General features: G+C 47.7%; 24 protein-coding genes and 2 tRNA genes. 14 read left to right on the top strand and 12 right to left on the bottom strand.

From position 1 onward, the window contains the following. Positions 1–55: 55 nt before the first annotated feature. Together rsmH and mraZ are read right to left on the bottom strand one after the other, a co-directional pair. Positions 56–1,009: a 16S rRNA (cytosine(1402)-N(4))-methyltransferase RsmH gene (rsmH, locus tag HMPREF2572_RS07370; protein WP_070497331.1), complete on the bottom strand. Its 954-nt coding sequence runs from the start codon at positions 1,007–1,009 to the stop codon at positions 56–58. Further along, positions 1,006–1,461, bottom strand: coding sequence for a division/cell wall cluster transcriptional repressor MraZ (gene mraZ / locus HMPREF2572_RS07365; protein WP_016687214.1), 456 nt, complete (start codon positions 1,459–1,461; stop codon positions 1,006–1,008). Before mraZ ends, rsmH begins: the two co-directional genes overlap by 4 nt. 351 nt (positions 1,462–1,812) lie before the next feature. On the opposite strand from mraZ, the gene HMPREF2572_RS07360 reads away from it, so the two are divergent. The 3 genes from HMPREF2572_RS07360 to HMPREF2572_RS07350 all read left to right on the top strand — a co-directional run bounded on the left by HMPREF2572_RS07360 (position 1,813) and on the right by HMPREF2572_RS07350 (position 3,293). Further along, on the top strand, positions 1,813–2,970 hold the full coding sequence (locus HMPREF2572_RS07360; RefSeq protein ID WP_070497329.1) for a class I SAM-dependent methyltransferase: 1,158 nt from the start codon (positions 1,813–1,815) through the stop codon (positions 2,968–2,970). Between the two features lie 164 nt (positions 2,971–3,134). Beyond that, positions 3,135–3,211: transfer RNA gene (locus HMPREF2572_RS07355), tRNA-Met, on the top strand. A gap of 6 nt (positions 3,212–3,217) precedes the next feature. Next, positions 3,218–3,293, top strand: a tRNA-Ala gene (locus tag HMPREF2572_RS07350). A 281-nt stretch (positions 3,294–3,574) separates the two neighbouring features. Here HMPREF2572_RS07350 and aroB read toward each other — a convergent pair. The 7 genes from aroB to pilM all read right to left on the bottom strand — a co-directional run bounded on the left by aroB (position 3,575) and on the right by pilM (position 10,641). Beyond that, on the bottom strand, positions 3,575–4,654 hold the full coding sequence (aroB, locus tag HMPREF2572_RS07345) for a 3-dehydroquinate synthase (RefSeq protein ID WP_070497327.1): 1,080 nt from the start codon (positions 4,652–4,654) through the stop codon (positions 3,575–3,577). An 86-nt stretch (positions 4,655–4,740) separates the two neighbouring features. Then, complete coding sequence (locus tag HMPREF2572_RS07340; protein WP_070497325.1) at positions 4,741–5,253, bottom strand: shikimate kinase; 513 nt, start codon at positions 5,251–5,253, stop codon at positions 4,741–4,743. Positions 5,254–5,480: 227 nt separating this feature from the next. Continuing rightward, entirely contained in the window at positions 5,481–7,616 is a 2,136-nt protein-coding gene (locus tag HMPREF2572_RS07335) for a type IV pilus secretin PilQ (protein WP_070497403.1), read from the bottom strand. 19 nt (positions 7,617–7,635) lie between these two features. After that, on the bottom strand, positions 7,636–8,202 hold the full coding sequence (locus HMPREF2572_RS13450) for a pilus assembly protein PilP (protein ID WP_083294186.1): 567 nt from the start codon (positions 8,200–8,202) through the stop codon (positions 7,636–7,638). Between the two features lie 17 nt (positions 8,203–8,219). Next, positions 8,220–8,912: a type IV pilus inner membrane component PilO gene (gene pilO / locus HMPREF2572_RS07330; protein ID WP_070497323.1), complete on the bottom strand. Its 693-nt coding sequence runs from the start codon at positions 8,910–8,912 to the stop codon at positions 8,220–8,222. Beyond that, a complete protein-coding gene (locus HMPREF2572_RS07325; protein WP_070497321.1) occupies positions 8,913–9,530 on the bottom strand; it encodes a PilN domain-containing protein in 618 nt (205 codons plus the stop codon). Position 9,531: 1 nt separating this feature from the next. Further along, positions 9,532–10,641 carry a type IV pilus assembly protein PilM gene (gene pilM, locus HMPREF2572_RS07320; protein ID WP_070497318.1) on the bottom strand — a complete coding sequence of 370 codons (1,110 nt, stop codon included), beginning with the start codon at positions 10,639–10,641 and terminating at the stop codon, positions 9,532–9,534. Between the two features lie 150 nt (positions 10,642–10,791). Here pilM and HMPREF2572_RS07315 point away from each other — a divergent pair, with 150 nt between their 5' ends. Continuing rightward, entirely contained in the window at positions 10,792–13,200 is a 2,409-nt protein-coding gene (locus HMPREF2572_RS07315; RefSeq protein WP_070497316.1) for a penicillin-binding protein 1A, read from the top strand. 253 nt (positions 13,201–13,453) lie between these two features. Here HMPREF2572_RS07315 and HMPREF2572_RS14590 read toward each other — a convergent pair whose 3' ends face one another. Both HMPREF2572_RS14590 and yihA read right to left on the bottom strand, forming a co-directional pair. Continuing rightward, entirely contained in the window at positions 13,454–13,603 is a 150-nt protein-coding gene (locus HMPREF2572_RS14590) for a hypothetical protein (protein ID WP_168161780.1), read from the bottom strand. A gap of 60 nt (positions 13,604–13,663) precedes the next feature. Further along, positions 13,664–14,317, bottom strand: a complete 654-nt coding sequence (yihA, locus tag HMPREF2572_RS07310) for a ribosome biogenesis GTP-binding protein YihA/YsxC (RefSeq protein WP_070497315.1) — start codon at positions 14,315–14,317, stop codon at positions 13,664–13,666. A gap of 200 nt (positions 14,318–14,517) precedes the next feature. On the opposite strand from yihA, the gene HMPREF2572_RS07305 reads away from it, so the two are divergent. The 7 genes from HMPREF2572_RS07305 (at position 14,518) to ribD (ending at position 22,158) form a co-directional block, all read left to right on the top strand. After that, the gene (locus HMPREF2572_RS07305; protein WP_016687613.1) at positions 14,518–15,144 is read left to right on the top strand and encodes a c-type cytochrome; all 627 of its coding nucleotides are present in this window, start codon (positions 14,518–14,520) and stop codon (positions 15,142–15,144) included. Between the two features lie 259 nt (positions 15,145–15,403). After that, complete coding sequence (locus tag HMPREF2572_RS07300) at positions 15,404–17,422, top strand: cytochrome c biogenesis ResB family protein (protein ID WP_148132303.1); 2,019 nt, start codon at positions 15,404–15,406, stop codon at positions 17,420–17,422. Next, a complete protein-coding gene (gene ccsB / locus HMPREF2572_RS07295) occupies positions 17,412–18,599 on the top strand; it encodes a c-type cytochrome biogenesis protein CcsB (RefSeq protein WP_070497312.1) in 1,188 nt (395 codons plus the stop codon). Before HMPREF2572_RS07300 ends, ccsB begins: the two co-directional genes overlap by 11 nt. Positions 18,600–18,982: 383 nt before the next feature. Continuing rightward, complete coding sequence (locus tag HMPREF2572_RS07290; protein ID WP_070497310.1) at positions 18,983–19,825, top strand: class II glutamine amidotransferase; 843 nt, start codon at positions 18,983–18,985, stop codon at positions 19,823–19,825. Positions 19,826–19,959: 134 nt separating this feature from the next. Then, positions 19,960–20,421 (top strand): transcriptional regulator NrdR, encoded by a 462-nt coding sequence (gene nrdR / locus HMPREF2572_RS07285; RefSeq protein WP_016687167.1) that lies wholly within the window; start codon positions 19,960–19,962, stop codon positions 20,419–20,421. 40 nt (positions 20,422–20,461) lie between these two features. After that, on the top strand, positions 20,462–20,992 hold the full coding sequence (locus tag HMPREF2572_RS07280; RefSeq protein WP_101810826.1) for a hypothetical protein: 531 nt from the start codon (positions 20,462–20,464) through the stop codon (positions 20,990–20,992). 68 nt (positions 20,993–21,060) lie between these two features. Beyond that, positions 21,061–22,158 carry a bifunctional diaminohydroxyphosphoribosylaminopyrimidine deaminase/5-amino-6-(5-phosphoribosylamino)uracil reductase RibD gene (gene ribD, locus HMPREF2572_RS07275; protein ID WP_070497305.1) on the top strand — a complete coding sequence of 366 codons (1,098 nt, stop codon included), beginning with the start codon at positions 21,061–21,063 and terminating at the stop codon, positions 22,156–22,158. A gap of 218 nt (positions 22,159–22,376) precedes the next feature. Here ribD and HMPREF2572_RS13445 read toward each other — a convergent pair whose 3' ends face one another. Beyond that, positions 22,377–22,649 carry a hypothetical protein gene (locus HMPREF2572_RS13445; protein ID WP_083294185.1) on the bottom strand — a complete coding sequence of 91 codons (273 nt, stop codon included), beginning with the start codon at positions 22,647–22,649 and terminating at the stop codon, positions 22,377–22,379. Between the two features lie 15 nt (positions 22,650–22,664). Here HMPREF2572_RS13445 and HMPREF2572_RS07270 point away from each other — a divergent pair, with 15 nt between their 5' ends. The 3 genes from HMPREF2572_RS07270 to HMPREF2572_RS07260 all read left to right on the top strand — a co-directional run bounded on the left by HMPREF2572_RS07270 (position 22,665) and on the right by HMPREF2572_RS07260 (position 26,869). Further along, complete coding sequence (locus tag HMPREF2572_RS07270; RefSeq protein ID WP_070497303.1) at positions 22,665–23,972, top strand: nucleotide sugar dehydrogenase; 1,308 nt, start codon at positions 22,665–22,667, stop codon at positions 23,970–23,972. A 164-nt stretch (positions 23,973–24,136) separates the two neighbouring features. Then, positions 24,137–25,570 (top strand): lipopolysaccharide biosynthesis protein, encoded by a 1,434-nt coding sequence (locus HMPREF2572_RS07265; protein ID WP_070497300.1) that lies wholly within the window; start codon positions 24,137–24,139, stop codon positions 25,568–25,570. Between the two features lie 126 nt (positions 25,571–25,696). After that, positions 25,697–26,869: a glycosyltransferase gene (locus HMPREF2572_RS07260; protein WP_070497298.1), complete on the top strand. Its 1,173-nt coding sequence runs from the start codon at positions 25,697–25,699 to the stop codon at positions 26,867–26,869. Positions 26,870–26,884: the final 15 nt, after the last annotated feature.

The raw sequence follows: 26,884 nt of genomic DNA, 5'->3' as shown, positions 1-26,884 counted from the left end.
TATTTTCAGACGACCTCAATCTGTTTGTTCCGAGGACACCTGCCCCACATAATGCTTATTCTGTAATCTCACCGCCCGTCCGCTCCGCGACTCGTAAAACTGCACTGCGCGCCCGCGGGTTGAAAGCGGTTTCCTCAACACCCGGCTTTATCGCCTTTCCCACCGCCTTTAACAGCGGCAGAGGCAAATCCGCTTCTTTCACTGCCGCCCAACGCGGCAAAGGAGGATGTTGCGAATACTTTTTGACAAACTGTTTCACGATGCGGTCTTCAAGCGAATGGAACGCGATAACCGCCAAACGCCCGCCTGGTTTCAGACGACCCATCACTTGCGGCAGAACCGCCTCTACCTCTTCGAGCTCGCGGTTAATAAAGATGCGAACTGCCTGGAAGGTGCGCGTCGCAGGGTCTTGCCCCCGCTCACGAGTACGGACGTTTTGCGCCACGAGCTGCGCCAGCTTGCGGGTTGTATCGATCGGACTTTCTGTCCGTTGCGCAACAATGGCGCGCGCAATCTGGCGACTAAACCGCTCTTCACCATAATTCTTGATAACCTCGTGCAAATCCTGTTCTGATGCTGTTGCAATCCATTCTGCAGCGGACATTCCGCGCGTCGGATCCATACGCATATCCAAAGGTGCATCAAAACGGAAACTGAAACCCCGTGCGCCGTCATCTATCTGCGGGGACGAAATCCCCAAATCAAACAACGCACCGTCTATCTCTTCAATACCCAGCTTATCCAAGGTCGTCTGAAAACTGGAAAATCCGTCATGGACTACTGTAACGCGCCCATCCTGCTCAGCCAGCTTTTGCGCCGCCTCAATCGCTTGCGGGTCTTTATCAAACACAATCAGACGACCTTGACTGCCCAGACGGGACAAAATCAATCGGGAGTGCCCTCCTCTGCCGAACGTCCCATCCACATAAATACCGTCTTCACGAACCGCCAGAGCATCAACCGCCTCGTTTAATAAAACGGTGATATGTTGATATTTAGCATTACTCACAATTGCAAATCCGTTTGACTTAATTGGAATGCCAACTCTTCAGGATCATCATCCAAAGCCTGAGTCATTTCAGCTTCCCATTGATCACGACCCCACAATTCCAAACGGTTGGCGCGACCAACCAAGGTAACGTCTTTTTCAAAATCCACTCGTTTGCGCAGATTGGCAGGAATCAGCACACGACCGGCACTATCCCATTCCAGCGTATCCGCATTGTGCAGCAGCAAATTTTGGTAGCGCTGCAACATCTGGTTCCCCGCTGTTTTCAGGCGCAAAAGCTGCTCGACAACCTTTGCCCATTCAGCTTCCGGATACATCAACAATTTTTCACGGGAATCCAAAGTAACCACAATCGACGGCGTATAATGGCGCAGCAAAATATCGCGGAACTTGGCAGGAATTGCCAACCGCCCTTTGCTGTCAATACTCAATTCGTGAGCGCCACCAAACACAATTTCGTCCTATCGGTTTAAATCGGAATTTTTTGGGCAATGCAGACACTTTTACCCACATCGCCCCACTAGCCCACACTATAAAAAATTTTAACGCCTCGGTCAAATCGCCTTACTCTAAAATCCCAGTACATATGCAACAACAAAATCATTAAAAAACAGTATTTTAACCAAACAAGCACACAAGCCGAACCACCCATTTTACCCGATTTGGTTTTTAAAAACACAATATGTAGTATTAAAAATCTCATTTATACACAATATATGGTATAAAAAAATGAAAAAACGCCCCTTTTCCGTTCACGTTATAATAGACAAATAAATTCACAAATTTTACATTATCTAACAGTTATGAAGGCACACCTCCCCCTCCCCTCCCCTGCCGCACAAGCCTCAAGTTCCAAACTATTTGAAATCATCACACAGGAAATAAAAGCCCAAAATAACTGGATTCCTTTCTCACGATTCATGGAGCTTGCACTCTACACATCCGAATACGGTTACTACACCGGAGGCAGCCATAAAATCGGCACAGACGGCGATTTCATTACCGCCCCCACCCTCACCCCATTGTTCGGACAAACCTTCGCCCGACAACTTGCCGAACTACTCCCGCAAACCGCCGGCAACATCTACGAATTCGGTGCAGGTACAGGTCATCTCGCTGCCACCTTATTGAAAAGCCTTTCAGACGACCTCAAGCATTACTACATCATCGAACTTTCCCCCGAGCTTGCCGAGCGCCAACGCCAATTCATCGCCGAACACACCACCCCGCAACTGGCACAAAAAGTCATTCACCTGACCGAACTGCCCGAATCCTTCGACGGCATCATCATCGGCAATGAAGTCCTCGATGCCATGCCTGTCGAAATCATCTGCCGCACCCAAAACACCTTTCAACACATCGGCGTCTCCATTAACCCCGACGGACAACTTGAACAAAGCCCGCGACCATTGAAACAACCCGACCTCCTCCAGTTAACCGCCACCTATTTTCCCAAAACCAAACACCCCTACACCAGCGAGCTACACCCCGCCCAATACGCCTTTATTCTCACCCTCGCGCAGAAAATCACACGCGGCAGCATGATATTTATCGACTACGGTTTTGACGCCGCCCAGTATTACCACCCGCAACGCGACGAAGGCACGCTCATCGCCCACTACCGCCACCACACCATTCACGATCCGTTTTTCCATATCGGTCTGACCGATCTGACCGCCCATGTCAACTTTACCGACATTGCCCAAGCAGGCACTGACGGCGGACTAGACCTCATCGGCTACCTACCTCAGTCCCATTTCCTATTCAACCTAGGCATTACCGACCTGCTGGCACAAACCGCACCTCCAGGCACAGCAGACTACCTCCGTGTCAGCACTGCCGTACAAAAACTGACCGACCAGCACGAAATGGGTGAACTCTTCAAAGTCATCGCCTTTGGCAAAAACATCGACATAGACTGGACAGGTTTCCGCTTCGGCGACATCTGCCACAAACTCTGACCACTTCCCGCCGCCCTCCCTTAACAACACAAAGGTCGTCTGAAACACAGTTTCAGACGACCTCATCTATGTTTTATTCCATTAAAAAACAAAAACAAAACATAAAGCACAAAATAAAACTTGCCAAAAACTCAAAACAACATATAATAGCGACTTCACGAAACGGCGAATTAGCTCAGTCGGTTAGAGCAGAGGAATCATAATCCTTGTGTCCGGGGTTCGAGTCCCTGATTCGCCACCAAATTTCGGGGGTATAGCTCAGTTGGTAGAGCGCTTGCATGGCATGCAAGAGGTCAGCGGTTCGATCCCGCTTACCTCCACCAGATAAAAAAGACCTTGTTAAAACAAGGTCTTTTTTTGTATTTATTAACGTCAGCGTAGATTAACAACTCTGCATACGTTCCAAATAATCAATTTTCCAAGTGCCCGATACAAAAAACAAATCTGTCTCACTCAATCCTCTTTGTTCACAACTTCATCACATTCCCCTTATTTTTAAGAGGCTGCCATAGCGAAATTATTTTGGCAGCCTCTTATATCGTAGTTTTCACTTGTTCTGTTTCATATGAAGTTATGGACTAATTCTGAAGATATTACTTAACCTTCATAGATACGGACTCAAGGTTTGACGCAAAATTTCCATGTCCGTAACCTTCGTAATATTTGCCTTACCCAAACGATCCAAACCAATAAAGCGCATGACACCACCACTCACTTTTTTATCATGACTCATGTGCTCTATCCATTTTTCAAATTCAAACTTCGGCGGTGCTGACGGTAATTTTGCAGCCTCAAGCAATGCCGCAATACGATGCGTATCCGTCTCATGGATTTTACCCAGTTTCTCCGATAATCTTCCGGCCAACACGCATCCTGCTGCCACCGCCTCTCCATGCAACCACACGCCATAACCCATTTCTGCCTCGATAGCGTGCCCAAAAGTATGCCCCAGATTCAACCATGCACGGATACCTTGCTCTGTCTCATCTTGAGCCACAATCTCCGCTTTCATTTTGCAACAATGATACACAGCCTGCGCAAGTTTCTCCTGATCTTGCATCATCAAATCGGTCATGTTCTGTTCTAACCACTCAAAAAACTCAATATCGCCAAGCGCACCGTATTTAATGACTTCCGCCATACCGGCAGATAATTCGCGCTGCGGAAGCGTTTGGAGTGTAGATAAGTCCGCTAACACTGCCTGAGGCTGATAAAAGGCACCTATCATATTTTTTCCAAGCGGATGATTAATTGCCGTCTTACCGCCAACTGAAGAATCAACTTGACTTAATAATGTAGTCGGCACTTGGATAAATGGCGCGCCTCGTTGATAAGTCGCCGCAGCAAAGCCAACCATATCGCCGATAACCCCTCCCCCTAATGCAATCAAGGTCGTTTTGCGCTCTGCCCTATTTTGCATTAAGCCATCAAAAATAAGATTGAGCGTTTGCCAATTTTTATATTCTTCCCCATCTAGCAGAATAATACTGAAACTAGGAATACCCAATCTATCCAAGGTCGTCTGAAAAGATTTTAAATATAAGGGCGCAATCGTCTCATTCGTAACAATGGCCACTTTGTTACTTAAATATGGCTTTAATAAAACATCAGCCTGTTCAATAAGATGATTCCCAATAAAAATGGGATATTGATGTGAAGGAGTTTGGACAGTCAGGGTTCGCATCTTGATTCCTTGTTATTCTCTAGACACCGGCATCATTTAAGGTCGTCTGAAAAGACTTTATCGTTGAGTTATTGATCACAAATCCATTATTGATTTAATGCCTCAAATAAGCGCTTCACAGTTTTGGCACAACTATCGGACTCAATCACAATGTGTGCAGTATTTCGATATAAAGGATCACGGGTATTATAGAGTTCCTGCAACTTAGCAAGCGGGTTCTCTACCTGCAACAAAGGGCGGCTATTGTCATAACGGGTTCGCTCTAACAAAACTTCAGGCGAAGCATGAAGATACACGACCGTACCATTCCGACGCATATTTTGCCTGTTTTCCTCACGCAAAACCGCCCCTCCTCCTGTCGAAAGGACAATATTCTTCATTTCAGTCAGCTTCTTTAGCATAGCAGACTCTCGATTACGAAACCCTTGCTCCCCTTCCATTTCAAAAATGAGAGGAATTGGGACACCTGATGCGGTACAAATTTCATGATCGCTATCATAAAACGGGCGATCCAACATTTGGGCAATATACCGACCCAAAGTGGTCTTACCTGCACCCATCAAACCAATTAATATTAAATTACCGTTGATTTTTTCCATAAAAGCATTTTATACGATACTAAGGACCATTTGTGGTACACATCCAAACTCATGCCTACCAGCACCACGCATCAATTTGTAACCCATTGACCTTAATCGTTTTTTATTTCAAATTCCTAAAATTCTTTGACTGTTATATTAGACGTACAAATCCCGATTCCCAAATCGAATAAATAAAAAAACGGGCAGATATCAAAAAGATATCTGCCCGTTTTTAACTCATTTACTTAATAACGCAAATTACTACCCACGCCATCCATGATGCGAGGCGTTATGAAAATCAACAATTCGCGTCGTTCTTCTTTCTTAGCTCGTGATTTAAACAAGTTTCCTACTACAGGAATATCGCCAAGCAATGGAACTTTATTGATAGTATCGCTATTGTCTTCTTCATAGATACCACCAACAATCAAAGTACCACCATCTTCAACCATAGCCTGAGTATTCAAGTTCTTAGTCTGAATACATTTGGTTATCAAAGAATCTACAGTACAGTCGACCGGAGTATCTTTAGTTATCTTAACGGTCATAATGATTTGACCATCCGGAGTTACATTAGGGGTAACTGTCAGACCCAAAACCGCTTTTTTGAATGAAACCGAAGTCGCACCACTTGAAGAAGCTTCTTGGTAAGGAATTTCGGTACCGGATTCAATCGTAGCTTCTCGACGATCCTGAGTCAGAACGCGCGGATTAGAAATGGTTTTGCTCTTACCAGTTGCTTCAGAAGCAGAGATTTCCAAACCTAATGCACCAGATGACAAGGCTCGTACCAAGGCAATGCTATTTGTTGCTGCCGTAGCTGGCAGGCTCACGTTAGGCTGCAAAGACCAAGTTGGGTAAGCAGACTCTCCGCGGAATACTGAAGCGTTAGTATTGTGGTTACCCTGAGCAGCTGACCAATCATTACCCCAAGAGTTTCGTCCTCTTGCACCGGCAGCACCAAACTTAACACCCAAATCGCGTGAGAATCCGTCTTTTGCTTCTACAATACGTGCTTCAACCATAACTTGACGCGTAGGAACATCCAACTCATCAATCAATTTACGGAATTTCTCGATGACATTTCGATTATCTGTAACAATCAAAGTATTTGTTGCAGGATCAATCAAAGCACTACCTCGGCCGCTCAACAAGGTATTGCGACCATTGGAATTGCTACTTCCATTGTCTTCCAAACGAAGAATTTTACGGAACTCCTCCACATTTTTATACTTCAATTGGAAAGTTTGTGAATACAAAGGACCAAGTTCTGCAATTTCTTTTTCCGCTTGCAAGAATGCCTTATCTTTTGCCAACAACTCATCACGCGGCGCAATATTGATGATGTTACCTTGGCGACGCATATCCAAATTGCGGGCTTGCATCACCAAGTCCAATGCCTGGTCCCAAGGTACATCTTTGAGCGATAAAGTCATTTTACCGTTTACTGTATCGCTAGCCACAATATTGACACCTGACTCTTTTGCAAGAATCTGCAGAATAGTGCGGACTTCAACATCTTGGAAATCTAAAGAAATTTTACGACCATTGAACGATTTATTTGAATTACTGCCCTTCAAACCACGTGACTCTGTGTCAGCAGCTTTAGGTAAAATTTCAAAAGTGAAATGTCCTGCCGCTGGCTTAGTGCGAACTTCCCAGTTTGTACTATTTCGAATGATCAGCTGAGTATCATTACCGATACGTTTTAAAGTGATATTTTTTACCGGCGTGTTGAAATCACCTACATCCAAACTACGTTGTGCTTGTGTTGGTAACGGGTAGTTTTTCAATGTAATGATGACACGATCACGCTGTTGCTTGATATCAGGCTGCCCAGTAAAAGTCGGAACGCTTAATTCAACAACACCTGAATTGCGTGAGCCTTTACGGAAGTCGATATTCGCAGAATTAGCGACTTGCTTTGCTTTTTCTGACGGAACAGAATCCTGCATAGAAGGTTTATTATTTGATACAGACATTGCTGAATTTCGGTCAGCTGACTCGCTGACAAAAACCCAAACTTCATTACCATGAATTTCAGTATTGTATTGGGCAGTTTTATTCAAACCCAACACAATACGGGAACGGTCATTATTTTGCGCGGCCGTAATCTGATTTAACAACGGATCAGCATACTCTAATACTGATTGAGGCAATCGAATTGTAGTATTCGCAAAATCAAGTGCGATTCTTGCCGGAGCTGAAGTAACAAAACCGCTCGGACTGGTTACGTCACGATCAAAACGGATTTTGATAATTTTTTGGCTATCAGGAAGAGTAGATACATTAATATCAGTAATATTACCTGCAAAAGCAGTTTGCACAGCCATGGCTACACCAATACTGGCAAAAAATTTTGTCATGTGCTTAGTTTTCATAAAGTGAGACCCCTTAAATTTAATTTGGAATTGCGGCAGATTCGCTTCGAGATTCAGCTGTCGAAGCACCACTTGAACCTTCATCTGACTGTGTACTTAATGGCAATTCTGCCTTTCGATATATCCAGTTACCAGAACTATCCTCTATTAATTCAGTCAAAGTAATTTTATCCTCGGTAATCGTTTGGATTTTACCGTAATTTTGACCGATATAGTTGCCCGGCATAACGGTATAAACATGTCCATTTACATCAATAAAGCCAGATGTCTTGTTATTGCCGCGTAAAATACCGACATAGCGCATATTTTCTAAACTGAATGCCTCCAATGTTTCTTTCTGACGATTCAGATTAGGAGCATTATTCCCCTTAGGAGCATTTTCCAAACGTCGATAGTCAAACGCATTTAATCCATTATATGCTGGAGGCGTATATGCGGCCGGCGGAGTAATCGTCGGCGCTTGAAATGGAGTAACCTTAGTTTTAGCTTTATCTTGCGTCTGTTTTATCCACATATTTAAATCATCATGAGTGGGGGAACATGCTGCTAAAGATAAAACACCTACGAGTAAGATAGTATTTTTCATGATTTCCCTAATAACTTTTATTTATTGTCAACTTCAGCACCGTTCTGCGTCTCGCTACCATTAGCCTGAGCTTCTTTCTGTTTGGCAGCAAGCTCAGCCGCAACTTCTTCCGCAGGACGAGCCTTGTAAGTTGTTGCCGTAGCGCTAAGCGTTAAGATATCACTTTTACCCTCTTTACCACCTTTTCCATCTGCTGCTTGGGAAAGCTTTAAAGATTCCAAAGTAATAATTCGCGATAAACCTCCGACATCGCGAGCGAACTGGCTAATCTGATTATGCTTACCCGTAATGGAAATTTCATAGGGTAACTTTTGAATTGGACCATCATTAACCGGCGCTTGCGGGGTAACGCTATCCAAACGCAAACCATTAGCAGAACCAGCCTGATGCAATTCCTGGATCAAATTAGGAATCTCTGCATCTGTTGGCAATTGCTTCAACAAAACATCAAAAGCTGAACGGATAGATGCCAATTCCGCCTGAAGATTATGCAAATTAACAGCCTCAATACTTTTTTTCGTATATGTTTCCTTTAGTTCGGCTTCTTTAGCTTCCTGCGTAGAAAGTGTTTCGAGTTGCTCTTTGAAAATACCAACATACCCTATCGCCAAGACCCCCGCTATTGCCAACCCTGCAATAAACAACTTAGCAGGCATATTTAATAAATAGAGGTTTTGGATATCAATATTTTTTGATTTATTTACAGACATTTATTTTACCTCTTGCTTCTGTTCGCCAGCCTCAGTCGCGTTAATGACTGGATTTTGTGCGGGTACTGATGGGCGACTTGAACTATTCAACAAAACCTTCAGAGTAAATTCCTGATAATTATCAATTTTCTTAATACTCAAAAGTTCTGGCTGAGCAAACACTCCTGTACTTGGCAAAGAACGCATAAGCATCGCGATCTTATTATCGCTATTTGCTCGACCCGTCATTTTATAAGATGTCGAACTTTCCGCTTCTAAGGCTGTCAAATAAGAGTTATCGGGAGTAACTACATTTAAGCTGTCGATGATATAAGCAGCTTGCGAACGTTTGTCCTGCAACTCTTCTACTTTTTGTTTTTTTGATAGGAAATTTTCTTTTTCTTGCTGCAGTTTTAGGATTTCTCCTAAAGATTCATCCAGCTTTTTAATTTCCCCCTCTAGAAGAGCATTACGATCTTCCTGCCTGCTGATCGCATTATTAATCGTCAAATATGTCAATGCCGACATGCCTGCACCAATCAACAATGCCGAAAGCATCAATACTTTGAATTGTTGCTTTTTGCGCTGTTTGATTTCTTCCCTATAAGGAAGAAGGTTAATCTTAACAAATTCAATCATATTACAGTCCCCTTAATGCCAATCCGAATGCTAATGTTAAAGACGGCGCATCAATTTGCAGCTGTGGCAAATCAATTTTATTGTTTCGTTCAGCATATAAAACTGGGTGAACGCACTGTGTCGCAGTATTGGTTTGGGAAAAAATACTCTCTGCCAATCCAGGTTGTTGTGATGCAAACCCCGTCAATAAAATATGTTTAATGTTTGAGAAAGTCTCTGTTGTCTGCGTAGTGTAGTAAAACTGCAATACGCGTTGGACTTCTTGTGCAACCTGAATGTTAAAGCGATCTGCGACTTGGGTTTGATAATCAGATGGTTTGCTGGCCGAAGCTATCATCTGTGCCGCTTTTTCTTCCGTAACTTGATAAGTACGCTGAATCAGTTGATTCAATTGCTCCGTACTGACAGGAGTCTCTTGTTTATACAAAATCTGCCCGTTCTGCATCACCAATGCGTACATTTGGGTAGCATGAATACCAAATACAGCAACCTTCTCATTGATTAATTCAGGCGCATGGTTATTAATCCAAAAAGCATACGCATTTCTCTGAGCCAGAAGATCCAAATCCAACGCAGACAGATCAAGCCCCGCACTTTCAAACATTTCAATAACAGGCTCAATATCGTCTTTTCTAGCAGCCACTGTCGTAATCTGCTGACCGGCAGGAGAAACGGACACACCAGTCACCTGATAATCATAACTCATTTCATCAATAGGACCGATTGCTGAAATTTCAGATTCGGCAAACGCATCCAAATCAAGTTCGGTGTCGCGTGGGTTGTAAGTGATGTTCTCTATCGTAGCCAAGCTTTGTGGCACAGCTGCAACAAAGTTCTTGCAAGAGCTGCGCAATTGCGTATAAGTATGTTGCAAATAGGTGACAAGTTGGTCGTAATCTTGGATTTTGTTACCTTTTACAATATTTTTAGGTAATTTGGTAATAACGTATTTTTCTAGCTGAATTTGGTTTAAACTACGACCTGTCAGCTGAACCATCTTAATGGCATGCTGACTGATGTCGATGCCGATAGCGGCACGGTTGCTTAACCCTCCGGAAGCTTTACTTGCTTTGCTGGTTTTGCTTTTAGGGCTTTTTGATAAGCTAATCATATAATTTCCCTGTATTGTTAGGAGTGAGTAACTGTTTCGATATCCGTAAAGGATTTCTTTTTCTTTGCACAGTAAATACTGTGTTTCACAGAAATCGGTTTCTATTTTACTTTATTTAATGCCAGTGATGGCAAAAATTATTACTTAGTCATGATTAAAAAGATTATAACGACCTGTCTTGGTTTGATATTAGGATTGGCACTCTTCGGTGTCGGCTTGCTCGCTATTGCGATTTTGGTCACATACCCCAAGTTGCCTGCTCTTGATTCTTTACAACACTACCAACCCAAAATGCCTCTCACAGTATATTCTGCCGACGGTCAGATTATTGGGGTTTATGGCGAACAGCGCCGGGAGTTCACGAAAATCGGAGATTTTCCAAAGGTTTTGAAAGATGCTGTTATCGCCGCAGAAGATAAACGTTTCTACGACCACTGGGGCGTAGACGTAGTAGGTGTTGCCCGTGCCGCCATCGGTAACGTAGTCGCCGGCGGCTTGCAATCAGGTGCCAGTACCATTACTCAACAGGTAGCAAAGAACTTCTACTTGAGTAACGAACGTACGTTTACCCGTAAATTCAATGAAGCCTTATTGGCTTATAAAATTGAACAGACGCTCAGCAAAGATCAGATTTTAGAACTCTATTTCAACCAAATTTATTTGGGGCAACGGGCTTACGGCTTTGCCTCTGCCGCTCAAATCTATTTCAACAAAAACGTGAAAGATTTGACTTTGGCTGAAGCATCCATGCTGGCAGGCTTACCCAAAGCGCCTTCGGCATACAACCCCATCGTTAACCCTGAGCGTGCAAAACAACGCCAAGCTTACATCCTGCGAAATATGCAGGAAGAAAATATGATTTCTGAGCAACAACGCGAGCAGGCTTTGAAAGAAGAGCTGCATTATGAACGTTTTGTGCAAAACATCGATCAAAACGCTTTATATGTTGCTGAAATGGCACGCCAAGAGTTGTATGAAAAATATGGCGAGGATGCCTACACCCAAGGCTTTAAAGTCTACACAACCGTCAATACCGCCAACCAACGTGTTGCCACTGAAGCGCTTAGAAAAACGTTGCGTAATTTCGACAGAGGCAGCAGTTATCGCGGTGCAGAGAACTACATCGACCTCAGCAAAACAGATGACGTAGAAGAAACTGTCAGCCAGTATCTTTCTACTTTATATACAGTCGACAAAATGGTTCCGGCAGTTGTTTTAGAAGCCTCTAAGAAAGGTGTTCTGATTCAACTACCTAGCGGGAAACGCTTCAATCTGAACAGCTATGCACTCGGTTTTGCCGCGCGTGCAGTCAATAACGAAAAAATGGGGGACGACCGTATTCGTCGCGGTTCCGTGATCCGTGTCAAAGGCGGCGGCAACAATTGGTCTGTCGTTCAGGAGCCTCTACTGCAAGGCGCTCTGGTCTCATTAGACGCGAAAACAGGTGCCGTGCGTGCATTGGTTGGCGGTTATGACTTCCACAGCAAAACATTTAACCGAGCCACCCAAGCCATGCGCCAACCAGGTTCTACCTTCAAGCCTTTCGTGTACTCAGCGGCACTCGCCAAAGGTATGACTGCGTCAACCATGATCAACGACGCACCACTCTCCCTGCCGGGTAAAGGTGCCAATGGTTCTGCTTGGAATCCTAAAAACTCAGATGGTCGTTATGCAGGCTATATTACCCTGCGCCAAGCATTAACAGCCTCTAAAAACATGGTTTCTATCCGAATCTTGATGTCTATCGGCATTGGATACGCGCAACAATACATCCAACGTTTCGGCTTCAAACCGTCCGAAATTCCAGCCAGCCTGTCTATGGCGCTCGGTACTGGTGAAACAACACCATTGCGTGTCGCTGAAGCATATAGTGTCTTTGCCAATGGCGGTTACAAAATTTCCGCATACGTCATTGACAAGATTTATGACAGCGAAGGTCGCCTAAGAGCGCAAATGCAGCCTCTTGTTGCAGGTGAAAACGCCCCTCAAGCCATCGACCCGCGCAACGCATACATCATGTATAAAATCATGCAGGACGTCGTCCGCGTCGGTACAGCACGAGGTGCCTCCGCACTCGGTCGTTCCGATATCGCCGGTAAAACCGGTACGACGAACGACAATAAAGATGCATGGTTTGTCGGCTTCAACCCGAATGTTGTTACCGCCGTATATATCGGCTTCGACAAACCGCGCAGCATGGGTCGCGCAGGTTACGGCGGTACGATTGCCGTGCCGGTATGGGTGGAGTACATGCGCTTCGCACTCAAAGGCGTGGAAATCAAAGGCATGAAAGCACCTTCAGGCATCGTGAACAGCGGCGGCGAATACTATATGAAGGAACGCATGACCACCAGCTCCGATATCACGTTGGACAATAGCGGTACCGTTCCACGTCCTGCACAACAAACTCCGCGCCCACAACGTCCGGCCAATGCAAACACTGCACCGACACCTGACAACGATCGGGACAGCGGCAGCCGCGGTCGCAATGATTTGCAGGAAACACCGGTACAGCCAAGCAATGTTAATAACAACCGACAATTAGACTCGCTGTTCTAATTGAACCCGTCAAAAGGTCGTCTGAAACCCGAATCAGGAATTTCAGACGACCTTTTTATATGAGGAAGCGCAATCTCAATTCACTGTCATGTTAAACAAAATAGAAAATTTCACTTTAAACCGGTATGGCATCGCCTCGTTCGAGTTCAAAACGGAGAGTCTTTTCAAATGCTGAAAATCAGTTTCATACCATCTACACTACTCATCAAACTCACCCCCCCTACCCCTTGATTTCAAACTATCTCACACCACGCTAAAATTTACCCTTTCCACTCACTCCATCAATCAAACCATAGATTGTAAAAACAACAAGGTCGTCTGAAAATGATTCAACCATTTTCAGACGACCTTTCGGGTTTATATCGTTCACAACATGAGCAGTATTAAGATGATTTTTGTTCATCCACCCCACCTTACAACGAACGGATTTGCGTCCCGTCAATACAGAGAATACTACGACCGATTACAATAACTCAGAATTTTCCGGATTTTCAATATTTAAGTTGTCGATTTCTTCTTGATGCATAGCAAACCATTCTCCGACAACTTGGTTGACTTCTTCTATGCCTTGCTTTTTAAGGCTGGAGAACAGCTGCACGCTGATGCGCTGACGGGTCATATAGGGTTTGAGCGATTTTTTAACTGCGCCCAAAGTTTTGATTTGATCGTTTTTCGACAGCTTGTCGGCTTTCGACAACAAAATATGAACGGGACGGCCGGTGATGTGAAAAAAGTCCAGCATCCGCAAATCCAGCTCTTTTAACGGGTGGCGCGCATCCATAATCAACACCAAGCCGATAAGTTGGCGTCGTTGTTGAAGGTAGTCGCCCAAGAGTTTTACCCAATGCGTACGGATGGCTTCTGGAACTTGTGCATAACCGTAGCCCGGCAAATCAACCATGAAGCTGCCGTTGCTCAATTCGAAAAAATTGATGTGTTGGGTACGCCCCGGCGTTTTGGAGACGTAAGCGAGCCGGACATGGTTGGTCAGGGTATTAATCGCGCTGGATTTGCCTGCATTGCTTCGTCCGACAAATGCGATTTCTGCGGGCGTGTCGGGCAGGTCTTTGAGATGGTTGACGGTGGTGAAGAATTTGGCGTTCTGAAAGAGGTTCATCCGTATTTCCTTGTTTCCTAGGATGGAGTGGCAGAATTTGCCGTGTCCATGTTGCGAAACATGGTAGTAATTTAATGTAAATCTAGTATAGAATAGCACGTTTATAGAATTATCGGTTTTTATCGGGTAAAATTTATCCGGCGTTTTGAGTATAAAAAAGGCATTGTCGCGGTATGCAATGCTGTAATCAGGAGCACTCCATGAAACGATTGACTTTAGCGGCCTTGGTTTTGGCTGCCGGTGCGGCTGTCGCTGCCCCGAAAGCGGATATTGCAAAAGGCAAAGAAGTGGCTACTACCATTTGTGCGGCATGTCATGCAGCAGACGGTAACAGCGGTATTGCTGCATATCCTAAGCTTGCCGCACAACATACTGGCTATATCTACCGTCAAACCTTGGACATTAAAGAAGGCAAACGTACACACGGCTCTGCCGCTGTGATGAAACCTATGGTGATGAACCTGTCCGAACAAGACATCCTGAATGTGTCTGCATTCTATGCCAAACAGCAGCCTAAACCCGGTGAAGCCAACCCTAAACAAAATGATCCTGTTTTGGGCGGCAAAATCTACCGCGGCGGTTTGGTGGATAAAAAGATCCCTGCATGTATGTCCTGCCACGGTCCTAGCGGCGCAGGTATTCCGGGCGGCGGCACTGAAATCGTCGCTTATCCACGCTTAGGCGGCCAACATATGGCTTATGTGGTCGATCAAATGAAGGCGTATAAAACCGGACAACGCAAAAATGCGATTATGGAAGACATCGCCAAACGCATGACCGAAGAAGAGTTGAATTCAGTTGCCAACTTTATCCAAGGTCTGCATTGATTTCTGCCGGATTTATACTGTTTGTCCGCTTTTGCGGCAAACGTGAATAAGAGGTCGTCTGAAAACTCCTGCTCTTCCGGGCTGGGTTGTTTTCAGACGACCTTGTGCGATGGTAGCTGCCGCTCTTAAGGCAATAAGTTTTTTCAAATGGCGGCTCCGGGCTTTTTACTCCATCATATCTGCCTGTCCGCGTCGTTTCCAATGTTTGGATTCTTCCGAATCCTGACAGTCTTTGTATTCCATATAGAATCAAACCGCTATGAGCAAATCCCCTTCATCCGTCCCCCTTATCCACAAACCTTGGTTCGCTTTTTTAAGCTCCATGCGTTTTGCCGTTGCCTTGCTCAGCCTTTTGGGCGTCGCTTCGGTTATCGGGACGGTGTTGCAGCAAAACCAGCCGCAGGTCAATTATGTTGTGAAATTCGGTCCGTTTTGGTCGCAGATTTTCAACTTTTTAGGCTTGTACGATGTTTATGCGTCCGCTTGGTTTGTGGTCATCATGATGTTTTTGGTGATATCGACCAGCTTGTGCCTGATTCGCAATGTTCCGCCTTTTCTCCGTGAAATCAAATCATTCCGTGAAAACGCTAAAGAAAAATCATTGGCGGCGATGCGCCATTCGACTGTGTTGGAAGGCAAGATGTCGTCTGAAATCGCCCAGCGTTATCTCGAAGTACAAGGCTTCAACTGCAAAACCGTAACGCGCGAAGACGGTTCGGTTTTGGTTGCCGCCAAAAAAGGGGCGATGAACAAGTGGGGCTATATTTTTGCCCATGCCGCGCTGATTGTGATTTGTTTGGGCGGCTTGATAGACAGCAACCTGCTGCTGAAAATCGGTATGCTGACCGGACGAATCGTGCCGGACAACCATTCCGTCTATGCCAAAGACTTCAAACCGGAAAGCATTTTGGGTACGTCGAACCTGTCGTTCCGCGGCAATGTAAACATTACCGAAGGGCAAAGTGCGGACGTGGTCTTCCTCAATGCCGACAACGGGATGCTGGTTCAGGATTTGCCGTTTGAAGTGAAGCTGAAGAAATTCCACATCGACTTTTACAATACCGGGATGCCGCGTGATTTTGCCAGCGATTTGGAAATTACCGACAAGGAAAGTGGCAAAAAATCCGAACACACCATCCGCGTCAACCATCCGCTGACGCTGCACGGCATTACCATCTATCAAGCGAGCTTTGCCGACGGCGGCTCCGATTTGAAGTTCAAAGCCTGGAATTTGGGCAACCCAAGCCGCGAACCGGTAACGCTCAGGGCGACATCTATGCGCGATTTCCCGCTTGACATCGGTAATACGTCCTACAAACTGGAGTTTGACCAATTCACGTCTATGAACGTGGAAGACATGAGCAAGTCGTCTGAAAAAGAGCAAACCCTGCAATCAGCGATTAACGACGTGCGCGCCGTGTCCCAAGAGAACAAAAAATACACCAACATCGGTCCGTCCGTTGTTTACCGAATCCGCGACAAAGCGGGTCAGGCTGTGGAATATAAAAACTACATGCTGCCTGTTAAACAAGAACAGGATTATTTCTTCATTACCGGCACGCGCACAGGTCTGGAACAACAATACCGTTGGCTGCGCATTCCTGCCGATAGAACCTCCAAACCCGATACCTTCATGGCGATGCGCGAACTCTTGAAAGACGAAGCCGCACGCAAAGCCGTCATCCGCAACGCGACCTTGAACGCGCCCGACAACATTCGCGAGCAATTCACCCTTGCCGCCGAAAACACCTTGGGCATTTTTGCGAAAGGCGGCTATTTGGCGTTGGACGAATTTATCACCAAAAACATCCCCAAAGAGCAACAGGAAAAAATGCAGGGATATTTTTACGAAATGCTGTTCGGCGTCATGAACGCCGTATTGGAAGAAACCATCCAAAAATACAAGCTGCCCGCATGGCCTCAAGACGAAGCGCGCAACCGCTTCCTGCTGCACAGCATGGACGCCTATACCGGCCTGACCGAATACCCCGCCCCCATGCTCCTACAACTGGACGGCTTTGAAGAAGTCCGCTCCTCCGGCTTGCAAATGACCCGTTCGCCCGGTGCATTTTTAGTCTATTTAGGCTCTGTTTTGCTGGTTCTCGGCACGATATTTATGTTCTACATCCGCGAGAAACGCGCGTGGGTTCTGTTTTCAGACGACCGTATCCGCTTTGCCATGTCTTCCAGCCGCAACGAGCGCGACCTGCAAAAAGAGTTTCCGCAACATACACAAAGCCTGCAACGACTGGCGAAAGATTTGAACCATGACGCATAACCATAACCCCCTACCCGAACACGAACTGCTGACGCACAAATCGTTCCTCAAGTCCCTGAATACGGTCGACTGCATATTCGCCCTCTTGACCGCAGCCGGCGCATTCTTCGCCCAAACCCGCATCCAGCACACCATGGACATCTACGAAATGGTGATTTTGTGGGCAAGCGCGGGCATTACCGTCTTTTTAGGCTGGTTTTTCAAACCCATGCGCTGGTTTGTACCTTTGTGTGCCGTCCTCGCATACGGCGCAGTCATGCTCTACGATGGCGAAATCAAACATGCCGACGACTTCCTGCTCAAATACTTCCTCAGCAGCCAGTCCGCGATTATGTGGCAATGCGCCTTCATCTTCTTCGCACTTTTTGCCTACATCTCCGGCGCCGTGTTGGCACAACGCAAAAACGTCGCCACCAACACCCTGCTCGGCATGGGTTCTGTATTCGCTTGGGTATCCGCCGTCGCAGGCTTTACCGGACTTTTAGTGCGCTGGCACGAAAGCTACCTCCTGCGCCCTGACGCAGGACACATCCCCGTTTCCAACCTTTACGAAGTCTTCATCCTCTTCCTCGTCATCACCGCCCTGATGTATCTCTACTACGAAGCCCGTTTCGCCGTACAAAAACTCGGCGGCTTCGTCTTCAGCTTCATGGCGATCGTTGTCGGCTTCGTCCTTTGGTACAGCTTTTCCCGCGAAGCGCACACCATCCAACCCCTGATTCCCGCCCTGCAATCATGGTGGATGAAAATCCACGTCCCCGCCAACTTTATCGGCTACGGCGCATTCTGTATCGCCGCCATGCTCGGCATCGCCGAACTTTGGGCATTGAGAACCGAAAACGCCGGCAAAAAATCATGGCTGCCGCATTCGCAAGTCATCGAAGAAGTCATGTATAAAGCTATCGCCGTCGGCTTTCTATTCTTCACCATCGCCACCATCCTCGGCGCACTGTGGGCTGCCAAAGCATGGGGACGTTACTGGAGCTGGGACCCGAAAGAAACTTGGGCATTCATCGTCTGGCTCAACTACGCCGTCTGGCTGCACCTGCGCCTTGTCGCAGGCTGGCGCGGCAAAATCCTCGCATGGTGGGCAGTCATCGGACTCTTCGTTACCGCCTTCGCCTTCATCGGCGTCAACATGTTCCTGAGCGGCCTGCACTCTTACGGCACCTTGTAAGCATCAAGGCACAATATTGAAAGGTCGTCTGAAAGCCCATACGGTTTTCAGACGACCTTTTTTAAATACCGATCATGTTTGTATCCCTTTTATCTTGATGGCTTCCGTTTAAAACAAAGGCAGCTCACGCAATAAAGAACGAAGCATCTTCCTTAAACAAAGGTCGTCTGAAAACAGTTTCCCATTTTCAGACGACCTTTCCGCACCATCAGACGCAGCAAAAGACAATCACACCGAATTTACCCCCAATATCCCTCCCTTTCCTATTGAAACACCCCTTCCGATAGACCATAATCCCATCTATCACGCAAAACACTTATACATTGCGCCGATTTCCCCCTGTTTTGCCCAATCCCCATATCAAAATAACAAAGGTCAACACCATGTGCCAACTGCTCGGCATGAACTGCAACACCCCCACAGACATCGTCTTTTCCTTTGAAGGCTTCCGCCGTCGCGGCGGCATTACCGACCACCATGCAGACGGTTTCGGCATCGGCTTCTTCGAAGGCAAAGGCGTACGCCTGTTCCACGACGACAAGCCCAGCGCCGATTCGCCCGTCGCCGACCTCGTCCGTGCCTACCAAATCAAATCCGAAAACGTCATCGCCCACATCCGCAAAGCCTCGCAAGGACAAACCTCGCTGGCAAACACCCATCCCTTCATGCGCGAAATGTGGGGCGAATACTGGCTGTTTGCACACAACGGACATTTGATGGATTTCTACCCCGAGCAAGGCGAGTATTACCATGCCGTCGGCACCACCGATTCCGAACGCGCCTTCTGCTACATCCTCAACCGTCTGCGCAGCCGCTTCGCCACCCAACCCGATCCAGACACCCTATTCGACGCCCTCGCCGCGCTGACCCACGAAATCCGCCGTTTCGGATTGTTCAACTTCGTTATGTCCAACGGCGACAACCTGTTTGCCCACGCCAGCACGCTTTTGCACTACATCGTACGCAAAGCCCCGTTCGGCAAAGCACGGCTTTTGGACGACGACGTCATGGTCGATTTTTCCGAAGTCACCACCCCCAACGACAAAGTCGCCGTCATCGCCACATTACCGCTGACCCGCGACGAAACCTGGTCGCAATTGGCAGTGGACGAACTGGTCATGTTCCGACAAGGCGACATCGTCCGCAGCGACCGTCCTGAACACCCCGTCTACATGAGCGCAGAAGAAGGCTTGGCAATCGCCCGCGCCGTCGGCGTATCCGTATAAAACGCAAAAGGTCGTCTGAAAAGCAGAAAACGGTTTTCAGACGACCTCTTCAACCCATAATAAACCCACCGACTATACGGGAATAGCTCAATCGGCTACAATTCCGTTTCACAAACAAATAAATTCAAAAACTTATGAAATGTCCGTTTTGTCAGCATCCCAATACTCAAGTCACCGATTCGCGGCTCTTGGAAGAGACGAACAGTATCCGCCGCCGCCGCCGTTGCGTGGAGTGCGGGCAGCGGTTCAGTACGTTTGAAACGGTCGAAATGCGGATGCCGCAGGTCATCAAATCCAACGGTACGCGCGTGGCGTTTAATCCGCACAAGCTGAAAACCAGTTTGGAACGGGCTTTGCACAAACGTCCGATTGCTCAGGAAAAAATCGACGAAACGGTCGCGCTGATTGAGCAGCGTCTGTATCAGTCGGGTAAAAAGGAAGTGCCGTCGCGCATGGTGGGCGAAATGGCGATGGAGGAATTGGCAAAAATCGATCAGGTCGCTTATGTCCGTTTTGCTTCCGTTTATAAAAGTTTCAACGACGTGTCCGAGTTTACTCAGGCAATCGCCACGCTGGTGCAGACCGACGGGAAATAGGTCGTCTGAAAGCGGTGTGTTGATGATGAAGAGGATGTTTATGAAAAGAGTGTTATCCGTAGCCGCCGCATTATTCTGCCTTGCCGCCTGCAGCCCCGAGCAGGGCGATGCGGTGTCGAAAGCCGCCTCCGATACGGTCCAAACGCTGACGAGCATGGACGGCAAAATTTCCATCTCCGTTCACAACAGCCACTTCACCGACATCATCGCCGATTCCGCCCGCCATCCGAAAAATGTTCCCGCCTCCAGCCTGATTCTGCTCCAACACGACCCTGAAGCGCGCATTACCATTTATGCGGCAAACAACGGTCCTGCCCAAACGGATGCCAAAGCCTATTTCGCCGAACTCAAAACCGCGCTGCAATCGGACGAGACTCAAAATGTCCGCGTCGGCATCGCCACCGACAACCGCATGAATTACCAAACCGACCGCGAAGACCGGCAAGGAAAGTTCAACCAATACTGCATCGCTATTCACGAAGCCAATATCTATACCGTTTGCGCGTACAGCCATCACGCGGGTCAGAAGGAATTGTCGGAAGTATTGAAAGAATTGAGTTTGTCGCGTTAATGCTTCGACGAACGGAATACGGCGAAAAAAGGTCGTCTGAAAACGGAAAACTTTAAGAAATCCACATTATGTTTGATTGTATTGATACCCAAATGATGCAAAACGCCCTTGCCCTTGCGCGGCTCGGGCGTTTTTCCACTTCACCCAACCCGCGCGTCGGCTGCGTGATTGCACACGGCAGCCAAATCGTCGGGCAGGGATTTCATGTCAAAGCGGGCGAACCGCATGCCGAAGTGCATGCGCTGCGGCAGGCAGGCGAAATGGCACGCGGGGCGACGGCTTATGTGACGCTCGAACCATGCAGCCATTACGGTCGCACACCGCCCTGCGCCGAAGCCCTTGTCGGCTCGGGCGTATCGCGCGTGGTCGCCGCCATGACCGATCCCAATCCGCTGGTGGCAGGCAAAGGTTTGGCAATGCTGGAAGCCGCAGGCATCCGTACCGAAAGCGGCTTATTGGAAACCGAAGCGCGTGAACTCAACCGCGGCTTTCTCTCCCGTATCGAACGCGGCCGCCCGTTTGTCCGCGTCAAATGCGCCGCCAGCTTGGACGGCAAAACCGCGCTTGCAGACGGACGCAGCTACTGGATTACCGGCGAAGCCGCAAGGGCGGACGTACAAACCTTACGTGCGGAAAGCTGCGCTGTCTTGACCGGCATCGGCACAGTGCTCGCCGACAATCCGCGCCTTAATGTCCGCGCCTTCCCGACGCTGCGCCAACCTGCGCGTATCGTGTTGGACAGCAAACTGCAAACGCCGTTTGGCAGCCACATGGTTTCAGACGACCTCAGTCCCACCGTCATCGTAACCGCCGTCGATGACGAAGAAGGCCTCAAACCATACCGCGCGTTCAATCATATCCGCATCTTGAGGTCGTCTGAAAACGCAGACGGGCGCATAGACCTCTCCGCACTGCTGCCCCGGTTGGCAGAACTGGGCTACGGCGAGATTATGGTCGAAGCGGGCGCGACGTTGACCTCCGCCTTTATCGAAACAGGCTTGGCAGACGAAATCGTGTTGTACCAAGCGCCGAAAATCTTAGGCGAAGGCAGAAGCCTGCTCGCCCTCCCCGCCAACCCTGCCGTTTTGACTTCGGAAGGCGAGTGGGAAAGCCGTTCGGTAGAGCTGATCGGACAGGACGTAAAATGGGTTTTGCGTAAAAAATAAGCTGATTCATAAACAACAAAGGTCGTCTGAAAACTGATTTTCGGTTTTCAGATAACCTTTTTGTCAGAAACAACGATATTTGACCGTATCGCCCGATCTGCTTGCCAGCGTTACAAATACCGCATCAACATATACCCTAGTAATATTAATTTTAGGTTAAATTACGCAAATATATTAAGATCAACTTTTATTAATTATTTGTATTTCCGAGATTATATTTAATCACGGAAGGTATAGTTATTTTTAAAAATAATACAATTCAAAATCTTACAGCTCAGGTTGATTATAATATTTGCATAAACATTTCCCAACACTCCATCATAGTCGGGCAATGCTGCATTTGCGCATACTAAACTTTTACGTCCCAAACCAATCTTAGGGAAAGATTTATTTTTGACACCGACAAAACGGATTCCGACCACGCTGTTTTTATGACTGCCGGTCGGGGTTCTGCTGCGGCATTTCGCATTGTGCAGCACGCCCTTTTCCATCACATGAGACTTGTCATGAAAAATATTACCATTCAGAAATTTGCAGATAAAACCGCCAAAATCGGCATCGTCGGCTTGGGCTACGTCGGCCTGCCGCTGATGCTCCGCTATGTAGACATCGGTTATCAGGTTTTGGGCTTCGACATCGACAAAACCAAAGTCGACAAACTCAACAAAGGCGAAACCTACATCGAGCATATTCCTGCCGAAAAAATCGCCGCCGCCTCAAACAGCCTTTTTGAAGCCACCACCGACTTTTCCCGCATCGGCGAAGTGGAAGCCGTGATTTTGTGCGTACCGACTCCGTTGAACAAATACCGCGAGCCGGACATGAGCTTCGTTATCGACACCACCGACGCGGTGAAACCTTACCTGCGCGCCGGTCAAGTGTTGTCTTTGGAATCTACCACCTACCCCGGCACAACCGAAGAAGAATTGCTGCCGCGCGTTGAAGAAGGCGGCTTGAAAGTCGGTAAAGACGTGTTCTTGGTGTACTCTCCGGAACGCGAAGACCCGGGTAACCCGAATTTTGAAACCCGTACTATCCCGAAAGTCATCGGCGGTCATACCCCTGCTTGTTTGGAAGTCGGTATCGCGCTGTATCAGCCAGCCATCGACAAAGTCGTACCGGTAAGCTCCACCAAAGCTGCCGAACTGACCAAACTTCTGGAAAACATCCACCGCGCCGTGAACATCGGTTTGGTGAACGAGATGAAAATCGTCGCCGACAAAATGGATGTCGATATTCACGAAGTCATCGCCGCTGCAGCAACCAAACCGTTCGGTTTCGTTGCCTACTATCCCGGTCCGGGCTTGGGCGGACACTGTATCCCCATCGATCCGTTCTACCTGACTTGGAAAGCGCGCGAATACGGCGTGAACACCCGCTTCATCGAGTTGGCAGGCGAAGTGAACTCCCACATGCCCGACTACGTCATCGGCAAAGTAGGACTGGCTTTGAACGAACACAACCGTTCCATCAAAGACAGCAAAATCCTGATTTTGGGTATCGCCTACAAGAAAAACGTGGACGACATGCGCGAAAGCCCGTCTGTGGAAGTGATGGATCGCCTGCACAAACTGGGCGCAAACATCTCCTACTCTGACCCGCACGTGCTTGAATTCCCATACATCCCCGGCCATCACTACTTCGACCTGAAGAGCGAACCGCTGACGCCGGAAACCGTGGCGAAATACGACTGCGTGGTGCTGACGACCGACCACGACAAGTTTGACTACGACATGATTGCCGAACACGCCAAACTGATTGTCGATACGCGCGGCAAATTCCCTGCGAAAAACCCGAAAGTCGTGAAGGCGTAACACCTTTGACGATTCAGGCAGACTGCTTGCCGACAAGTTTCGGCAGGCAGTCGGCTTTCTTAGGTCGTTTGTTTTCAGACGACCTAAGAAAGCTCTTATTTGCATGATGCGGCTGCGTTTTCAGGTCGTCTGAAAATCTTGGCTGCAACAAATCCCTCCTATTTATGAATATAAAAAAAATACTCGGCTATGCCTTAGGCCCGATAGGCAGCGCGGCTTTCGGCATCCTCTCGCTTCCGCTGATTTCATGGTACTACCCTGCGGAAGACATCGGCCGTATCGTCTTACTGCAAACCATATCCGCTCTGACCATCCTGATTTTGGGGCTGGGTTTGGATCAGGCGTATATCCGCGAATACTACGCTGCAGAAGACAAAGCTGCGCTGTTCAAATCCTTCAGCCTGTCTCCGTTTGTTTTGAGCATTGTTGGGGGATTGCTGATACTTTTGTGGAATCCCTCTTGGCCGTCTGAAATCATTTTTGACTTGAACAATGCCAAACTGGGTATTCTATTTTTGGTCTTCTTACTGACCACCCTGTTTACCCGCTTTTTCTCGCTCATCCTACGGATGCAGGAAAAGGCAATTGCTTTCTCGCTCAGCCAGCTGACACCGAAATTCCTGATTTTGGTTTTGGTTTTGCTCTTCATCCTAATCGGCATCCCCACCCACACCACCAGCTTGGTCTTTGCCTATACCGTTGCCCAAATACTGACCGTCGCTGTCTTGATCTACCAAACCCGAACCGATTTGGCCGCCGCCATCCGTTCGCCTTGGTCGGCAAAGCTGCACAAAATGGGGTTGAAATACGGACTGCCTTTAGCCTTCGGCAATCTCGCCTACTGGGGACTGACTTCCATCGACCGCTTTGTGTTGAAACAGATGGCAAGTTTGGAGCAACTGGGTATTTACTCGATGGCGGTCAGCTTCGGCGCTGTCGCCCTGATTTTCCAAAGCGTATTCTCGACCATATGGGCGCCATTGGTGTTCAAATGGGTTGAAGACAACACCAACCTCGACAAAATCGGCGGCATTACCCTGTCGATGACTGCGCTCATCAGCGCGATGGTTTGCTTTATCGGTATTTTTTCGCCGGTGGTCACTTGGATTCTTCCCGGGAAATATGCATCGGTACAGTTTATTTTACTGTCGTGCATGATGTTTCCTTTGTTTTATACGCTGACGGAAGTGACCGGCATCGGTTTGAACGTCGTCAAAAAAACCTGGCTGATTACCGCAGTCAATATTGCGACATTCCTGCTGAACTTCGGCCTGCTGTATTGGCTGGTTCCAATACTGGGCGCACGGGGCGCCGCAATGGCAAGCGCGACTTCTTTTTGGGTGTTTATGCTCATTAAGACCGAATTGTCTTCAAGGATGTGGCAAAAGCTGCCCTGCCGGCAAATTTATATCAATACCGCACTCTGCCTGCTTTTGTGCCTGAGCTATACCTACTTCGGCAACACCGGCAACTATTACATTTTTGCTTTAATCTGGCTGGCAGGTTTGATTGCCCTGACTTTGAAATACAAAACGCAACTTTCTTCCGCTTTATCGGCAGTGAAAGGTCGTCTGAATAAAAAACATTCAACACAATAACAACCATATCGCGCGCAGTTTTGATTCTGCCGCCACAAAACGCTTACTCACCGAGAATCTTTGATTTTGTGCTCTGTCCGCAACCTATGCGGCTTGTACGCTGACACATCTGACACAGGTATTATCATGCATACATTAATCATTCCTTCTTGGTATCCATCCACTCCGGACGACGTCAACGGAATCTTCTTCCGCCTGCAGGCACAAGCCTTGCAAAGGTCCGGAGTCAAAGTGGGCGTTATCGCACCGATATTCCGTTCGTTCAGAACTCAGGCGAAAACTGCGTTCAACCCGAAAAATTACGGAATAAGGACCTACATCGAAAAAGACGTACCGACTTATGTGTACGACAGCATGTTTTTCTTCCCGCGCATTCCGTATATCGACCGCAAACGGGAAATCGCCGCCAGTATGAAACTGTTCCGCCAATATGTCGCAGACCACGGTATGCCCGACGTCCTGCATGCACACTGCGTCAACAGCGGCGGCATTATTGCTTACGAGATCCACAAAGCCACCGGCATCCCGTATGTCATTACCGAACACAGCACCACCTATGCCCGCAAACTTATCCGCAACTGGCAGCGCCCGCTGATGTATGCCGCCGCCCAAAACGCCGCCTGCCGCTTGGCCGTCAGCCGCGACTTTGCCGAACTGTTGAAAGAAGAATACCGCGGATTGGAGTGGCAATATGTTCCCAATATCCTGTCCGCCAGCTTTGAAGCGCCTATCGACCTTGCCGACAAACCCGCCAACGAAGACTTTACCTTCTGCTCGGTCGCACACCTGCAACATAAAAAAGGCTACGACATTCTGTTGCCCGCCTTTGCCGAAGCAGTCAAAGCCTATCCGAACCTGAAGCTGAAAATCGGCGGGGGCGGCTACGAAGAATTCAAGCTACACCGTTTGGCAAAAGATTTGGGCTTGGAAGACAACGTTATCTTTGAAGGTCGTCTGAAAAACGAAGAAGTCTTGGATTTGATGCATCACAGCGATGCTTTCGTATTGGCAAGCCGCCACGAAACTTTCGGCGTCGTTTTCATCGAGGCTTTGGCGCAAGGATTGCCCGTCATCGCGACACGCTGTGGCGGACCCGAGACTATTGTGAATCCTTCCAATGGACTTTTGGTTGACGTCGGAGACCAAAAATCGCTGACAGAGGCGCTTATCTCCCTCTATCGAAACCGAAAAAAATACCTCCCGCGCCTGTTGCGCGAAAACTGTCTGAAAGAATTTGGAGAGCGTCCTGTTACCGAACAAATCATTTCTGCATATAATAAAGCTCTTGGAACGACCTAAATTTCAGGAAGCAAC

The sequence above is a fragment of the Neisseria sp. HMSC064E01 genome (assembly GCF_001808875.1).
Classification (GTDB): Bacteria; Pseudomonadota; Gammaproteobacteria; order Burkholderiales; family Neisseriaceae; genus Neisseria; species Neisseria sicca_A.
Note: the sequence above shows the minus strand (reverse complement) of the source record. Positions and strands in the feature narration are given on the sequence as shown.

Coding starts and splice junctions, on each gene's coding strand:
- HMPREF2572_RS07360 (WP_070497329.1), top strand. CDS start 1,813: ATGAAGGCACACCTCCCCCTCCCCTCCCCTGCCGCACAAGCCTCAAGT.
- aroB (WP_070497327.1), bottom strand. CDS start 4,654: ATGCGAACCCTGACTGTCCAAACTCCTTCACATCAATATCCCATTTTT.
- HMPREF2572_RS07340 (WP_070497325.1), bottom strand. CDS start 5,253: ATGGAAAAAATCAACGGTAATTTAATATTAATTGGTTTGATGGGTGCA.
- HMPREF2572_RS07335 (WP_070497403.1), bottom strand. CDS start 7,616: ATGAAAACTAAGCACATGACAAAATTTTTTGCCAGTATTGGTGTAGCC.
- HMPREF2572_RS13450 (WP_083294186.1), bottom strand. CDS start 8,202: ATGAAAAATACTATCTTACTCGTAGGTGTTTTATCTTTAGCAGCATGT.
- pilO (WP_070497323.1), bottom strand. CDS start 8,912: ATGTCTGTAAATAAATCAAAAAATATTGATATCCAAAACCTCTATTTA.
- HMPREF2572_RS07325 (WP_070497321.1), bottom strand. CDS start 9,530: ATGATTGAATTTGTTAAGATTAACCTTCTTCCTTATAGGGAAGAAATC.
- pilM (WP_070497318.1), bottom strand. CDS start 10,641: ATGATTAGCTTATCAAAAAGCCCTAAAAGCAAAACCAGCAAAGCAAGT.
- HMPREF2572_RS07315 (WP_070497316.1), top strand. CDS start 10,792: ATGATTAAAAAGATTATAACGACCTGTCTTGGTTTGATATTAGGATTG.
- HMPREF2572_RS14590 (WP_168161780.1), bottom strand. CDS start 13,603: ATGAACAAAAATCATCTTAATACTGCTCATGTTGTGAACGATATAAAC.
- yihA (WP_070497315.1), bottom strand. CDS start 14,317: ATGAACCTCTTTCAGAACGCCAAATTCTTCACCACCGTCAACCATCTC.
- HMPREF2572_RS07305 (WP_016687613.1), top strand. CDS start 14,518: ATGAAACGATTGACTTTAGCGGCCTTGGTTTTGGCTGCCGGTGCGGCT.
- HMPREF2572_RS07300 (WP_148132303.1), top strand. CDS start 15,404: ATGAGCAAATCCCCTTCATCCGTCCCCCTTATCCACAAACCTTGGTTC.
- ccsB (WP_070497312.1), top strand. CDS start 17,412: ATGACGCATAACCATAACCCCCTACCCGAACACGAACTGCTGACGCAC.
- HMPREF2572_RS07290 (WP_070497310.1), top strand. CDS start 18,983: ATGTGCCAACTGCTCGGCATGAACTGCAACACCCCCACAGACATCGTC.
- nrdR (WP_016687167.1), top strand. CDS start 19,960: ATGAAATGTCCGTTTTGTCAGCATCCCAATACTCAAGTCACCGATTCG.
- HMPREF2572_RS07280 (WP_101810826.1), top strand. CDS start 20,462: ATGAAAAGAGTGTTATCCGTAGCCGCCGCATTATTCTGCCTTGCCGCC.
- ribD (WP_070497305.1), top strand. CDS start 21,061: ATGTTTGATTGTATTGATACCCAAATGATGCAAAACGCCCTTGCCCTT.
- HMPREF2572_RS13445 (WP_083294185.1), bottom strand. CDS start 22,649: ATGGAAAAGGGCGTGCTGCACAATGCGAAATGCCGCAGCAGAACCCCG.
- HMPREF2572_RS07270 (WP_070497303.1), top strand. CDS start 22,665: ATGAAAAATATTACCATTCAGAAATTTGCAGATAAAACCGCCAAAATC.
- HMPREF2572_RS07265 (WP_070497300.1), top strand. CDS start 24,137: ATGAATATAAAAAAAATACTCGGCTATGCCTTAGGCCCGATAGGCAGC.
- HMPREF2572_RS07260 (WP_070497298.1), top strand. CDS start 25,697: ATGCATACATTAATCATTCCTTCTTGGTATCCATCCACTCCGGACGAC.